Source organism: Methylohalobius crimeensis 10Ki (assembly GCF_000421465.1).
In the GTDB taxonomy this organism is placed as follows: Bacteria; Pseudomonadota; Gammaproteobacteria; order Methylococcales; family Methylothermaceae; genus Methylohalobius; species Methylohalobius crimeensis.
This window is the reverse complement of the sequence record NZ_ATXB01000001.1, coordinates 452,922-466,579: the sequence shown is the minus strand read 5'-3', so window position 1 is coordinate 466,579 and position 13,658 is coordinate 452,922. Positions and strand designations below refer to the sequence as shown.

13 protein-coding genes are annotated in these 13,658 nt (G+C 59.4%); 5 read left to right on the top strand and 8 right to left on the bottom strand.

The genetic code is table 11. From position 1 onward, the window contains the following. Positions 1–429 carry a hypothetical protein gene (locus H035_RS21935; RefSeq protein WP_022947431.1) on the bottom strand — a complete coding sequence of 143 codons (429 nt, stop codon included), beginning with the start codon at positions 427–429 and terminating at the stop codon, positions 1–3. A gap of 82 nt (positions 430–511) precedes the next feature. On the opposite strand from H035_RS21935, the gene H035_RS0102495 reads away from it, so the two are divergent. The 3 genes from H035_RS0102495 to H035_RS0102485 are packed head-to-tail and all read left to right on the top strand — an operon-like array spanning position 512 to position 3,652. Then, entirely contained in the window at positions 512–757 is a 246-nt protein-coding gene (locus tag H035_RS0102495; protein ID WP_022947430.1) for an acyl carrier protein, read from the top strand. Beyond that, positions 754–2,217, top strand: coding sequence for a hypothetical protein (locus tag H035_RS20655; RefSeq protein ID WP_022947429.1), 1,464 nt, complete (start codon positions 754–756; stop codon positions 2,215–2,217). The genes H035_RS0102495 and H035_RS20655 overlap by 4 nt, the downstream gene beginning before the upstream one ends. A gap of 4 nt (positions 2,218–2,221) precedes the next feature. Further along, on the top strand, positions 2,222–3,652 hold the full coding sequence (locus tag H035_RS0102485; RefSeq protein ID WP_022947428.1) for an amino acid adenylation domain-containing protein: 1,431 nt from the start codon (positions 2,222–2,224) through the stop codon (positions 3,650–3,652). Positions 3,653–3,730: 78 nt separating this feature from the next. On the opposite strand, the gene H035_RS0102480 is transcribed toward H035_RS0102485, so the two are convergent. Next, positions 3,731–5,713 (bottom strand): hypothetical protein, encoded by a 1,983-nt coding sequence (locus H035_RS0102480; RefSeq protein ID WP_022947427.1) that lies wholly within the window; start codon positions 5,711–5,713, stop codon positions 3,731–3,733. A 236-nt stretch (positions 5,714–5,949) separates the two neighbouring features. On the opposite strand from H035_RS0102480, the gene H035_RS17865 reads away from it, so the two are divergent. Further along, positions 5,950–7,038, top strand: a complete 1,089-nt coding sequence (locus H035_RS17865; RefSeq protein ID WP_235044531.1) for an acyl-CoA dehydrogenase family protein — start codon at positions 5,950–5,952, stop codon at positions 7,036–7,038. 83 nt (positions 7,039–7,121) lie between these two features. Here H035_RS17865 and H035_RS20650 read toward each other — a convergent pair whose 3' ends face one another. Then, positions 7,122–7,841 carry a calcium-binding protein gene (locus H035_RS20650; RefSeq protein ID WP_152485950.1) on the bottom strand — a complete coding sequence of 240 codons (720 nt, stop codon included), beginning with the start codon at positions 7,839–7,841 and terminating at the stop codon, positions 7,122–7,124. Positions 7,842–8,329: 488 nt separating this feature from the next. Here H035_RS20650 and H035_RS0102465 point away from each other — a divergent pair, with 488 nt between their 5' ends. Further along, entirely contained in the window at positions 8,330–8,983 is a 654-nt protein-coding gene (locus tag H035_RS0102465) for a phosphoribosyltransferase (protein WP_022947424.1), read from the top strand. A gap of 171 nt (positions 8,984–9,154) precedes the next feature. On the opposite strand, the gene H035_RS0102460 is transcribed toward H035_RS0102465, so the two are convergent. From H035_RS0102460 to H035_RS0102445, 5 genes are all read right to left on the bottom strand, one after another. Further along, the gene (locus tag H035_RS0102460; protein ID WP_022947423.1) at positions 9,155–10,096 is read right to left on the bottom strand and encodes an MBL fold metallo-hydrolase; all 942 of its coding nucleotides are present in this window, start codon (positions 10,094–10,096) and stop codon (positions 9,155–9,157) included. A 16-nt stretch (positions 10,097–10,112) separates the two neighbouring features. Further along, complete coding sequence (locus H035_RS0102455; RefSeq protein WP_022947422.1) at positions 10,113–10,958, bottom strand: nucleotide-binding protein; 846 nt, start codon at positions 10,956–10,958, stop codon at positions 10,113–10,115. Between the two features lie 69 nt (positions 10,959–11,027). Then, on the bottom strand, positions 11,028–11,324 hold the full coding sequence (locus H035_RS22700) for a FeoC-like transcriptional regulator (protein WP_161623993.1): 297 nt from the start codon (positions 11,322–11,324) through the stop codon (positions 11,028–11,030). A gap of 1 nt (position 11,325) precedes the next feature. Then, positions 11,326–13,365: a ferrous iron transport protein B gene (gene feoB / locus H035_RS0102450; protein ID WP_022947421.1), complete on the bottom strand. Its 2,040-nt coding sequence runs from the start codon at positions 13,363–13,365 to the stop codon at positions 11,326–11,328. Continuing rightward, a complete protein-coding gene (locus H035_RS0102445) occupies positions 13,355–13,627 on the bottom strand; it encodes a FeoA family protein (RefSeq protein ID WP_022947420.1) in 273 nt (90 codons plus the stop codon). Before H035_RS0102445 ends, feoB begins: the two co-directional genes overlap by 11 nt. Positions 13,628–13,658 lie beyond the last annotated feature (31 nt).

The following is a 13,658-nucleotide window of genomic DNA, read 5'->3' as shown; positions in this document are numbered from 1 at the left end:
TCAGTCGGCGTAACCGTCCTCGGTGGGGTCGTAAATGACCTGGTAAACTTTGTAAACGCCGGTTCCCCACATGCCGCTGGCGGTAAAGACGATGCGCCCCTGACCTTTGTAGAGCGCTTCCTTGCGATGGGTATCGGGACCGTAATAGAAGGGAATCCAGCTTTTTCCGGTCATATAGGTTTTCACTTCCGTGGGTTGACCGATCAGGTCGTAAACCCGCCCTTCGCTCATCTCCTTTTCAACCTTTGCGAAGGGACTGTTCGTGGGAATCTTCTCTGCCGCGATGGGGCCTGAACTCTGCTGAATCGATGAACTGCCGGAAGAGGCGGGTTGAGCGGTGTCGGCCTTTTGTCCCTGGCTGGCGCAACCGGCGACCAAGGAAGCACTCAAGCCGATCGTCAATAGTTTTTTCCGCCAGTATTGTTCCATGTTTTTCTCCTTGTTTTAAGATTGGGTTGTCGTAAATCAAGCTATGGTATCTTGTAAAGTTTAGTAAAAATAGAGATATGCCATGGCCGACATCCAATCCAGACTGCGGGAATTCGTGTTGGGAGAACTGGTGTACTGCGACGATCCGGAGAATTTCGGCGACCAGGCGGACCTGCTGGAAGCCGGTCTCGACAGCCTCGGCATCATGCGCCTGATCATGTTCGCCGAGCGCGAATTCGACGTCACCCTGCCGGACGCCGATATCGAGCCGGACACGGTCCGCACCCTCGACGCCTTAACCCGCTGGATCGAAACTCACCGCCAATGACCGATTTTATCCCCCTCAATCCGGCCGACCATGTGCTGCTAGTGATGGACCGGGAAATTCGCGCCGCCGGCCTGCCCGGCGCGTGGTGCGGATTCGCCCTGGAATTGGCCGGACCACCCGACGAAGACCGTCTTCGATCCGGTCTCGCGGCCTTGGGCGAAGCTTTCCCTATGCTCTCGGCCCGCCTGGCTCAGCGGGGCCGCCACTATGGGTGGCAACCGACCGGCGACCCCGTTCCCTTGACCTGCCATCCCCCCTCCCTTGCCCTCCCCCCGGCGGGGGGAGGGTCGGGTGGGGGGCAATCCCGCCTGCTGGAATTGATGCATGCCTCGCCTGAGGGCGATGAGACCGCTCCCTTCAGTTTGCACCGGATCGACGAAGAAGGCCACACGCTGCTTCTGGCCCGCTGGCTGCATCCGCTCATGGATGCTGGAGGCGTGAAACGGGTATTCGACTTTCTGATGGCCGACGACGATCGACGCCGACGGTATCTCAAAGGCGACGAACCGCTGGTGAGCAAAAAACTCAATGCCTGGCCCTGGCGGCGGAAACTCCGCCTTCTGTGGCGCGGCAAACGCCACAACGACTGGATCGACCGGCTCGACAGCAGTCTCCCAACATCAAACGCTTTAGACGGGGCGGCAAGTGCCCCCCTCCCTTGCCCTCCCCCCAACGGGGAGAGGGTTGGGGGCTCCCTTGCCCTCCCCCCGTTGGGGAGAGGGTTGGGTGGGGGGAAGCCCCCAGGGAAGGGTTCACGGCGTCCTCCGGCAGCACTTGCCGTCCCGTCCCCAAGACAACTGAACACCGCGCTCCTCACCCTGTCGGAAGAAGAAACCCGAACCGTGACCCAAGCCACCCGCCGCCGCGTCGGGCTGGGGGCGCAATCGCTCTACCCCATCGGCTGCCTGATGCGGGCGCTGGAGGCGATGGGACCGGCGGTTTCCAAGGACGCCTGGTGCATTCCATACGCGTTCAACCTGCGCCCCGGCAACGCACCGGTGCCGGTGACCGGCAACCAGGTCAGCGTCTTGTTCGCGCAGGCTTCCCACGACGTGGTCGCCGACCGGGACCGACTGTTCGAACATCTGCGGCGGCAATACGCCGACACCGTGCGCCGGGAACTGGATCAAGCCTATCTGCCCTTGATGTGGCTGGGCCGTTGGCTGTCCCTGGAGCGCTACGCCCACATTCTGCGCCGGCAGAAATCCGGCGGCGAACGCAGCTCGGTCTGGTTCTCCGACATCGGCGAGATCCGCTTCCTGCGCCCCGACTTTCTCGGCGCCCCCATCGAAGGGGTGCGCCACGCCTGCTTCGTGACCGCCCCGCCCTCCTTGGCGGTCCTGTTTAGCCGCTTCAACGGCCAGTTGAGCGCCGCCATCAACTATCTGCAGCCGGATTTCGACCCGACCTGGATAGAACGCTTCCGCGATCTTCTAAGATCCGAACTCCTGGCGGATTGACGGCATGTCCTTATTGCGAGATTTTCTCATTCAAGTGGAGACCCGTCCTCACGCACCTTGTCTGCGGGAAGGCGAACGCGACCTGAATTACGGCCAGGCCGTCCGCCGCGCCGGAGGCATTGCCCGGGCGCTCAAGGGGCTGCACTTGGACCCCGGACGTCCGGTGGCCCTGGCGCTTCCCCGGGGACTGGACGCCACCTGCGCGGTGCTGGGAATTCTCGCCGCCGGTCACCCCTACCTGCCCTTGGATATGAAAGCCCCGCCCGCGCGGCGGCATTGGATCGTCCGGGACGCCCGGGCCGTAGCGGCCATCGGCCGGAAAGAAGCAGGTGCCACCGATCGTCCTTGGCTCGATATGGACACCATTGAATCGGCCGACCTATCCGCGGTTGATTTAAATCCCGAAGCACTGGCGGCGATTCTCTACACTTCCGGTTCCACCGGCACACCCAAAGGCGTGGCGCTCAGTCATCGGGCGATCCACACCTTCAGCGATTGGGCCCGGCAATTGGTGAACCTGAGCCCGAGCGACCGCATCGCCGCCATCGCCCCGCTCCATTTCGACTTGTCCACTTTCGATCTGTTTTCCACGCTCGCCGCCGGCGTCTGCGTGGATTTTCTCCCCGAGGGACTGACCGCCGCCCCCAGCCGCCTGACCGCGTGGCTCGCGGACCGGCGGATCAGCGGTTTCTACACCGTGCCCTCGCTGTTGTCTTTTTGGGTTTGGAAAGGCAATCTCGCCGCTATCCCTCTGCCGGCGCTGCGATTTCTGCTATTTGCCGGCGAGGCTTTTCCGACCCCGCGCCTACGCCGCATGACCGAATTGCTCGCGGAGGTGGACTGCTACAACCTGTACGGTCCCACCGAAACCAACGTTTGCTGTCATTGGCGGGTGCGCCGCGAGCGGCTGACCGACGATCGCCCCATTCCCATCGGCCGCCCGGCCTGCGGGGACGAACTTCGCGTCGATCCCGCCAGCGGCGAACTGCAAGTGCGCGGCCCCACCCTGCTCAGCGGCTACTGGCGCGAAGGCCGCCTGCAGCCGGCCTTAACCGCCGATGGATGGTACGCTACCGGCGACCGGGCGGAACCAAACCCGGACGGCGATTATGTCTGGCGGGGACGATTGGATCGAATGCTGAAAGTGGCCGGCCACCGGGTGGAGCCGGCCGAAATCGAAACGGCATTGTCGAATCTGCCGGGTGTGGCCGAATGCGCGGTGGTCGGGATCGACAATCCGGACGGTACCCGCCCCGCCGCCGCGCTCGTCCTGGCGCCGGATGCCTCCCTCGCCGCAATTCGCCACGCCCTGAGAGAAAAGCTTCCTCCCTACATGCGCCCCGGCCGCTTCCTGGCGCTCCCCGCCTTGCCCCGTCTCAGCAACGGCAAGCCGGATCTGGAAGCCGTCCAACGAGTGTTTCATCATAAAACATAAAAAAACGCCGGCAAGAAGCCGGCGTATCTTAAACCGCGGGAGCCGGAGAAAATACTCCGGCTCCTCCAGAGAATACCCTTACATCCGGTTCTGATCGAAAATATCGGAAACGAACCCCTCATGCCCCGAGGATGCGGCGTTGCGGTAGACGTTCTCGAAATCCCGCATGTCCATGGCATCGCCGTCATTGGCCACGGCGTTGCCCAGATAGAGGCTGATCACGGCACCTTTGTGGATAAACCAAAGGATATCGTCACCATCGGCGTGGGTGTCGTGCAGATCCCAGAAGGTACGAGCCACCCACACTTCGTTTTCCCAACCGTTGCTGCAATTGGGCGGGCTGGTGCGTTGTTCCGCATCAAAGTCCAACGCCCAGCGACCGCCGTTGAAACCGCCGTCGGCGACGTTGCGTGCGGGATAACCCACCCAGGCGGGCATGAAGTTGGCGAAGCCTTCGGTCAATGCCATGCCCAAGCGGCCGGAATAGCACCCGCTCAAGGTGTGGCTGCCGCCGCTTCCGGCGGGCCATTTTTCATCCCAAAACTTGCCTTGCAGCGCGTGCGCCATTTCGTGGGTCACCACATCCGCCTGACGGCCATGGGAAGCGATCAACCAGATATTCAGCCCGTCCCAGCTGGCGCAGCTCCAGGGGCTACTGCCGCTGCAATTGTTCCAGGTATTGGGGAAGTGGAATTTGATCGGATCGGACGCCACCGGATCGATCTCCGCATCCCAGTACAGCCGCGACCAAGTGTTCATCGCCGCGTCCACCAATTCGCCCACGCTGTTGAATTCGCCCCCGTCGGTATCGGCATAGCGATGGCCGGCGTAAAAGTCCGAGCCGATATCGTACTGGTCGGGATCGCGCCAGGAATAAGTGTCCCCATTCTGGTTCTGGGGTTGATAATAGCGGTTGTAGGAGCGATACAAGACGCGCAGATGATCGCCGCGATAACCCTTGCCGGCCGGCACTTTCAGGGTCCAGTGACCGTTGTATTGCACCCAGTCGCTGGCGAGCTTTTCCCAGGAACCGTTTTCATTGGTCCAGGCTTCCACCCGGAAGCCGAACCCCGGATGCAGGCTGTGATCGGCGCTCCATTTGGTGGAGAAGATGCCGCTCAAGGTGTGACTGTAAGCACCGTGCGACGCCAGCCGCGATTTTGAGACCACGGGAGCGTTCAAACCCAACTTGGGCGACAAAAACGAATCCGGAGAATTCAAATCCAACGCCGGATCCATTCGTTCCTGTTCGCTTCCGCTGCCGGCCTCGTAAACCCGCTCCAGGGGGAGCTCGTAACCGGGCTTGACGGGAACCTCCGGCAATCGTCTTTTTTCCACGTAAGGGCGCACGTCCACCGGCATGACCTCCCTCACCCGTTCATAATCGCGGGTGACACCCGGCCCTTCGGAGGGACTTCCGAACACGAATTGATAATCCCCCGCCTGCCAGACGGATTTGTCGGCATCGAGCCGGTAATACAAATCCAATGTCACCGTCGCGGCGGGATGAACCCGGTCCTTGTAACGGGCCAACTCCTCGGCGTCGTCGATTTTTTTAGCCCAGGACCAGGAGACCTGATATACCGTCCCCATCAACCTTGGCGACATGCCCTCGGACACCGGACGCAAAAAGTCGACGTTTAACTCCAATTCGACTTTCTCACCGGGATAGAGCAGCAGGAACTTTCGATCCGGACACACCGACCAGCGCGGATCGGGGGTTTTGTATTCGACAAATTCGGGATTCACGGAAGGATCACGAATGATTTCATCCAAATTCCACACCGCTTTGCCCTGCACCTTGGGGTCGTAGTCGCATTCGGGGAAGGTGACCAGAAGCGGGGTATCGCCGGCGACACGATCGTCATTGGCCAGTTGCACCCACACTCGATCGTCTCCGTCCGGGGTGACGCCGGGCTTGAAGAAGCCGGATTCGGCTTGTTTCAGGACCGTCCAGTCGACCGCATGGGGCTGGTCGGCCTGGGCCGCGGAAAGAAGGACCAACGAACCGGCGACGGTGATGGCCAAGGGCTTGAATATTCGGAAAAATTCGTCATACATACTGAACTCCTTTGGGATGAAATCTCTCTGCACCCCCATGGCACGTACAAGAAAAGAGGGATTTGCCGAATTGCTTTGAAGCATAAAAAAACGCCGGCTACGAAAGCCGGCGTACCAAGGAAGGGAGGATGGATGAAAGCGACTGTAAGCAATGGCAGCGAAAGAAACTGTTAAACTCGCCTTCAATACACGTACATTCCGGCGATTTTTCGCGCCGAAAAAATATGGACATCCCGATGACGCATTCACGACGTTTCAAGATGACCGCAAGCCCCGCAAAATCCATGGCCCGACTGCGCCTATGGGGCGAGGAAGGGCTATTCCGTCACGCCGTGCCGAAACAATGGAACGGCCACGGCGACCGCTTCGCCGATCTCCTCGCCGCCCATCAACAAGTGGGCTATGCCTGCCGCGATCCCGGCTTGATCCTGGCGGTCAACGCCCACTTGTGGGGGGCATTATTTCCCCTCTTGCGATTCGGCACGGAGGCCCAAAAGCGGACCTGGCTGCCCGACCTGGTCGCCGGCACCCAAATCGGCGGCCATGCGATCACCGAAGCCGAAGCCGGCTCCGACCCGGCGGCTATGACCACTCGCGCCGTCTCCGACGGCGAGGGGTATCGCATCGACGGCGAAAAGCGCTATATCACCAACGTTCCCGGGGCCGATATACTGATCGTCTACGCCCGTCTGGACGCGGGCTTATCGGCTTTCGTAGTGCAACGAAACGATCCGGGCGTGGCGTACGCCGCGGCCCATTCGGTCGACGCCTGCCGTAGCGCCGGCATGGGAGAAGTGATCTTGAACCGCTGCCGGATTCCCGCCGATCGACTGCTGGGCAAACCCGGTACGGGGCTGCGGCTGATTCAAAGCGCCCTGGAAGGGGAAAGGGCCTTCATTTTCGCCGGCATCGCCGGGGCCATGGCCTGGCAGTTGGAGCAAGTCATCGCCTTCAGCCGCGAGCACCGCAGCGGGGACGGTCATCTGGGGCGGCATCAGGCCATCTCCCATCGCATCGCCGACATGGCCACTCGCTTGGACACGGTGCGCTTGTGGCTCAAGGAATGCGCGCGCCTGGCGGATGAGGGCAAACGGATCACCTTGACCTCGGCCCAAATTAAACTGGTGGCCTCGGAAGCCTTCCTGGCATCCAGCCTGGACGCGGTTCACATCCTGGGAGCACGAGGACTGGAAGAAGCGACGGGGCTTTCGGAGTGGATCAACGACGCGGCGGCAGGACGGCTGTTTTCCGGGTCTTCCGAGATTCAGAAAAATCTGATCGCCGCCCTGCTCGGAACAGGAGAAGGTTTTCGCTGGAAGGCCTAATGGGAACGACCCGGCAGAAGTGTTACCCTCCCAAAAATAAAATGCCCGGCGCCTCGGGGCACCGGGCCGGGAAAGCGGATGATTCAGAAGACCATCGCTTCCAAGGAATGCCTCAATGCCGGCTTGAGCTGATCGAAGTCGATCGGTTGCGCCGGACTCACGGTTAGATCCAGCACCTCGATCTGCCCGCCCTCCCTGCTCGTGCAGACCAGCACCTCCACATCCTTCAAGTGCAGAGTGACTCGTACCCCGTTGTCTTCATCCTGTGCACCGGCTTCGAAGGCATCGCGAACGCCTCGGATGGAAAAACGCACCAAATGATCAAGCCCCAATTCGTCCAGGGCCTGATGGGCTTCGGGACTGCTATTGCGGTCGACGATTTCGCAGAATCCCGGTGAATTGGAAACGTCGACTAGAGGGCGGCGGGTATGCGGATCAAGAAACACTTCGCCGGCTTGTTGGTCATTCACTACCCCGAATACCGTTTGTCCGTCTTCCACTTCGCCGACCAGCCCAAACACGACAGCGTCCTGACCGTGTCCGCCTTGAAACAGATCCGAACCGTCTCCCGGGGCCCAAACAAACACGTCTTCGCCCGGCCCGCCAAATGCTCGGTCACGGTTGGCGGGATTGAAATGTTCGGTGCCGCCGATCAGCACATCGTTGCCGAAACCGCCGACCAGAATATCGGTACCCAATCCACCGATCAGAAGATCGTCGAAGAAGCCGCCCAGCAACACATCGCCGAACTGCAGGCTTTGATCGATGCCGCCTCCGGAAAGCGCAGGGTCTTGCGGTTGCACGACCGGATTTTCGATGGAATTGTTGTCAGGACCGATTTTTACATCACCCAACAAGCCCAGGACGCCAGTTGCGGCAGCTGTGGTCAGATAGGCTGATGCGAACAAGCCCGCGATGGATAACGAAAATACAGATTGATATCGTTTCACAGTTCTATCCCCTCAATTTAAGTTGATCGATATAACAAGCGGCACATGTTTCAGGCTTTGTCGACATTCCCACCGGCACTCAGCTAGGGTGGAACTTGATTCAACGTCGCCAAATCCTGGCAAGCGCTCGAACTTGATATAAACCTAAAAGACGGACATCACGTGGTAATTTCGCACCATGGAAAAGCACCCTGCCGAGAGGAGAAAATCGGCACCGGCGGAAAAGCTCAACCGACTTCACATCCATGACGTCTCAGCTGGGGTCGATCTTTTTTTCCTTCCTTCTCCCCACCTCTTGTATCATGAATCTTGTCTTAAAAAGAGACGCAAGAGGCCGCACGATGTTTTTCACCAATCGAGAGGAAGCCGGGCGGTTGCTGGCGGCAAGGCTGGAAAAGTTCCGGGATCGAAACCCGGTCATTCTGGCCCTTCCGCGTGGGGGACTGCCGGTCGGTTATGAAATCGCCACCACGCTAGACGCGCCCCTGGATATCATCTTGGTGCGCAAGATTGGCGCGCCGGGATCGCCCGAGCTGGCGGCGGGAGCGGTCGTGGACGGCGATCACCCGGAGCTGATTCTGAATCAGGAGGTCATCTCCATTCTTAACATTCCGGACGATTTTCTGGAAGATCGAAAAAAACAACAGCTCATCGAAATTGAACGCCGCCGCGAACTTTACCTTGCCGGCCGCCCACCCATCTCGGTAGAAGACCGCACCGCCATCGTCGTGGACGACGGCGTCGCCACCGGCTCGACGGTCCGAGCCGCCGTCCACGCCCTGAAACGCAGAAAGCCGAAACAGGTGGTGATCGCGGTCCCGGTCGCCCCTCCCGAAACGGCGCGACAACTGGCCCAAGAAGCCGACGAAGTGATTTGCCTGGATACGCCGGATCCGTTTTACGCCATCGGGGTTTTCTACCAGGACTTCGCCCAACTGACCGACGAAGATGTCATCCATATCCTCAAAATGGCGGAGGAAAAGCAACAAGGATAGTCGGAATAGAGGTTGCCAACGACTTAACCTATCCAAATAGGTAGGAAACATGGGTATGGGGGAGGCTTTCGGGGATGTTGGCGAAGGGACGTTACTTGCACCATTTCCGAACGGAGAGGGGATTTGCTGCCTCACAAGCTTGCACGGTATGTCGAGTTTGGAAACAGTCCGTTAGAACCCCATGCCTCGATCCTTCAGAACATCTAGAAAGTCGCTGAGGTCCAATCGGCCTTGGGCATATCCCTCGTGCCATCCGTCCGGAACGGGTATTTCTCGATAAAGCCGCGATCTCTCCGCCTCCAGCAGCCGCCTGGGCTTGCCCATGAAATCGGCGGCACAATACACTTTTCTGCCTACCGTTTCCGATAGCGTGTCCAGCCAGACGAGACCTTCCCTGCTACGCATTATGTGATGATCGAGGATGACCACATCGATGCTACGGGCAAGACGCACCGCGTTTTCCCAGGCCCCTTCACGCTCGGCCTTGGCGAGCCGTTTGAGATAAAGCGGCGGGCCGGCGGCGAGCACAATATCCGGACGCCAGTCGATCACCTTGTTCACGGTCGCTTCATCCAGCAATTGGATGTCGGAGGCGTGGACGAATACCCCGCCGTCCATTTCGATCCGGGTCATCATCACGGTTCCCATTCGGCTACCGGCGGCCCCGTGGGGAACCGCTCGGGAGAAAGACAAGGGACCTTCCGACCGCCCTTCCGCCATCCGAAGATTATCGCCGAGCAGATCTGCCAGATCGTGAAAACGCTTTCTCAGATCGGGAGATAAGTCTTCCTCGGACTTGCTCCAACATGGCAGTTGAAAAAAGCGGTCCGGCAACGATCGGATGGACAATTGATAGGGATTGGCATCCATCAGCGGCACGTGATCGCCGTGAAAATGGCTGAACACCACATCGGTCGCCTTCTCCAGAGCCCGCAGAATACGCTCGCGAACTTCCCGCCCTGCCGCGATCTGCACCGGATGCGGGAGCAAGCCGCTGCGAACGTATCCCAGCGATACTCCCGGATCGATGAGAATGCGCCGATGCGGCAACGTCACCAGGCAGCAAAGGCCGCGTACCCCCATGGATTCCGCACCGATGATCTGCAAGCTCATAAATCGAAGACTCCGGTTAACGTCCCGGGGAACAAACCACCTGCTCCAGCCGGTTCACGATATTTTCAACCTCCGTCGAGGCCCGGCATTCACCGAGCGCATTTCCCGACAAACCCGTCTCGATCAATTTCTGATCATAGGCAATGGAACCGATCACCTTTTCCTTGAGATGCCCCAGTTTCTCCATGAGTAGCGATTTCACTTCTTCGGAGCCGATCTTATTCAAGACCAGCCAGAAATTTTCGATGCCCGCCTCACGACAAAATTCGGCCATCCTCTTGGCGATGGAAACGGATTCCAGAGTGTAATCCAGCACGCCCAAAATGATATCCCTTCGATCCGGAATTTTTCTGCCGAAATGCTCGACGCCCGCTTTCATATCGATGAGATTGAGCGCCTCCCCTTCGATCATAAAATCCCGCACTACCTTCTCCAGCGGTCCATCGCAGCCTTGCCCGTAGGTTTGGATCTTTCCCACCTGGAGCAAGGTCGTGTTGCCCTTTCGCAGATAATATTCGGGAGAAATCTCCCGATGCAGATCGATGCGATGCTCCGGAACGGGTCTTTCGTCATCGATTCGCGTCAGCGGCGACGGATCGTCCACCGGGCAGGTGACGACGTTGACGCCCCCGAAAAATTCGACGAGCGGCTTGGGCTCTCCTTCCACGCCTACGCCGAACAACAAGCGGATCAACCCCTCGGGATTGGAGGCATCGCCGTCCAAGACCACCACCTGATAGGATTTTCGCTGCAGAATGGCGGTCATCAGGGCAACCAAGGTGCTTTTTCCGCTCCCGCCCTTGCCGCAGACCAATATCCGTCGTCCCAAGAGCAGCCGGTTCAATTTACGATCACGAGTCATTGGATTTCTGTCTCTCATAGCAGTCCCACTCCTTCTTATATTCTATTGACATTGCATTATTCGAAATGCTCATCGGAAGCCGGAGAGAGCGCTTCCTCTCCGCATGTCAACAGAGCTTAACCATTGTTCGCCCTTGCGGCTAAGCACCCAGATTCGGGGGCGTTGATCCCCTTGGCACATCGCATACATCAGACAGCGGTCACAGGAAACCGAACATCTTCCTGCCACCACCTTCAGATATCCTCGACCCGTCAACTCATGCAACATGTTTTCCGCGAGCGCGGGACTGACTCCCAGGCGACGGGAAAGCTCGGCGCTGCTTATGGTTCCTCTCGTCACGACAATGCGCAAAAGCTTTTCCAGCACGTCACACCCCGATTCCCAGCCACACGGCCCCCTGATACACGACGATTCCGGCGCTCATAGCGATCAGCAGCAACAACCCCACACCGAAGAGCGTCCAGCGCCAACTTCGCGTTTCCTGGTGCATCACCGCCACCGTGGCGACACAGGGGATGAAAAGCATCGTCACGACCAGAAACGAGAGGGCCGAAGCCGGAGATACAATCGCCGCCATCGTCTCTGCGAGTCCCCGGCTGTCATCCCCCGCCCCGTAAAGAACCCCCAAAGTCGCAATGGCGTTCTCTTTGGCGATAAAGCTGCTGAGCAAGGCCACCATCAAGCGCCAATCCATCCCCATGAGTTGACCCAGAGGGGTCAGGCCTTGCCCGAGGCGGGCCAGATAACTGTGTTCGACGTCCGGTCCGGGGAAATGGCTGAGCGCCCAGACCACGACCGAGATCAGCAAAATGATCGTCCCCGCCTTGCGCAGAAAAGCCCAGGTATTGTTCCAAACGAAGTAGCCGATCGACCTGAAGCGGGGCCTGTGATAGAGCGGCAGTTCCATGATGAAGGCGGCGTGCCGACCGCGAAACAGCGTGTGATTGAGGACGATGCCGATGGCCGCGAGGGCCAGAAAATTCAGCAGCACCAGCCCCGCGGAGACCACCGCCGCCCAGTGGCCGAAAAACACCGGGGTCAACAACGCCAATATCAACAAGCGGGCGCTGCAGGGCACCAACGGCGCCAACAGAATCGTCAAAAGCCGTCCGCTTGGCGAATCGATCACGCGTGCGCCCATCACCGCGGGCACGTTACAGCCGAAGCCGAGAAACAGGGGCAAAAAACTCCTGCCGTGAAGGCCGAGAAAATGCATGAAACGATCCATCACATATGCGGCGCGCGCCAGATAACCGGTATCTTCCAGCAAGGCGAGGGCAGCAAAGAAAACAATTAAAATGGGGACGAAGGTGACCACAATGCCCGCGCCTCCCAGAACGCCGTGGACAAGCAGATCTTTAAGCCACGTTGGCGCATTCGCAAGCGTCGCTGCCAGCCAGGCTTGAAGCTGCTCGATGACCAATACGTCCAGCCAGTGCTGAACCGGGACGGCGACGGCGAAGGTGAGCCCGAAGATCAAGACGAATATCGCCAACAATACCAGAAAACCCCAGAGCGGATGCACGGCTATCCGGTCCAAGTGGTCGGTCAGACTGATCTGTCCCAACCGCGGATGGATCACCGCCGCACGAACCATCCGGGCGATCCAATCGTAGCGGCCGCTGGCGATATCCAACACGGCGTCCTCATGTTTCCTGAGCAAGATCGAAATTGATGACCAGTCGCTCCTCGGCAACCAAGATTGCACCTTATCGGTGATCTCCTTATCGCCCTCGAGCAGCTTGAGGGCGATCCAATCCTTTTGATAGGGAGCGGGAATGTGCTTGTTCAACCCGGCGCGGACTTGCGCCAGCACTTCGCGATGGCGTTCGGCGATCTGAGGCCGATTCGGCCGATATCCGCCCGGCTCCCGCGCCAAGCGCTCAGCCATCCCGATGAGTTCGGCAACGCCCTTGTTTTGGGTCGCGACCAAGGGAATCACCGGAAGCCCAAGCGCCGCCTCCAGCACATGCGGCTCGATGCGAATCCCCTCGGCTTCGGCCACATCCATCATGTTGAGTCCCAGCGCCACCGGCACCGGCAGCGCGAGCAACTCCGTCAAAAGATAAAGATTTCGCTCCAAAGCCGACGCATCCGCGATCATCACCACCACATCCGGTTGTGAATGAATGATGAAGTCGCGCACGATGCGTGCTTCCTCGGAATTCGCGGTCAGACTGTAAGTCCCTGGCAGATCGATAATGCGCAGACGGGTTCCTTCTCGGAGAAACACCCCTTCCTTGCGCTCCACCGTCTTGCCGGGCCAGTTACCCACGTGTTGGCTGAGGCCCGTCAGAAGATTGAAGAGGGTCGACTTGCCCACATTGGGCTGACCGGCCAACCCCACCACGAGCGTTCTTTCGGTAGGTTCAGTCGGATCGAAGCGTTTCGCCGAATCATTCTGCACGGGGCGGTTCTCCCTCCGGTTTCCTGACCGAAATCTTCGCCGCTTCGCCTCGGCCTAGCGCGATGCGCGTATCCCGGACCCGAACCAACAACGGACCGGACGCCGGGTTCTGCAGCACTTCGATGGGGCAGCCTATCGAAATGCCCATGCCGGCCAAGCGGCTGATAAAGTCCTTTCCACCTCGCAACTCGCTAACGACCGACCTGGTTCCCGCAGCGAGTTGCTCTAGAATCACCTGCTCTTGCTGTATGGAGCCGGCCATTTGACCATACCCCCTAAATTAACTTTTCATC

Bases quoted from the DNA above. Each gene is read 5' to 3' on its own strand.
- H035_RS21935 (WP_022947431.1), bottom strand. From the start codon at position 429: ATGGAACAATACTGGCGGAAAAAACTATTGACGATCGGCTTGAGTGCT.
- H035_RS0102495 (WP_022947430.1), top strand. From the start codon at position 512: ATGGCCGACATCCAATCCAGACTGCGGGAATTCGTGTTGGGAGAACTG.
- H035_RS20655 (WP_022947429.1), top strand. From the start codon at position 754: ATGACCGATTTTATCCCCCTCAATCCGGCCGACCATGTGCTGCTAGTG.
- H035_RS0102485 (WP_022947428.1), top strand. From the start codon at position 2,222: ATGTCCTTATTGCGAGATTTTCTCATTCAAGTGGAGACCCGTCCTCAC.
- H035_RS0102480 (WP_022947427.1), bottom strand. From the start codon at position 5,713: ATGTATGACGAATTTTTCCGAATATTCAAGCCCTTGGCCATCACCGTC.
- H035_RS17865 (WP_235044531.1), top strand. From the start codon at position 5,950: ATGACGCATTCACGACGTTTCAAGATGACCGCAAGCCCCGCAAAATCC.
- H035_RS0102465 (WP_022947424.1), top strand. From the start codon at position 8,330: ATGTTTTTCACCAATCGAGAGGAAGCCGGGCGGTTGCTGGCGGCAAGG.
- H035_RS0102460 (WP_022947423.1), bottom strand. From the start codon at position 10,096: ATGAGCTTGCAGATCATCGGTGCGGAATCCATGGGGGTACGCGGCCTT.
- H035_RS0102455 (WP_022947422.1), bottom strand. From the start codon at position 10,958: ATGACTCGTGATCGTAAATTGAACCGGCTGCTCTTGGGACGACGGATA.
- H035_RS0102445 (WP_022947420.1), bottom strand. From the start codon at position 13,627: ATGGCCGGCTCCATACAGCAAGAGCAGGTGATTCTAGAGCAACTCGCT.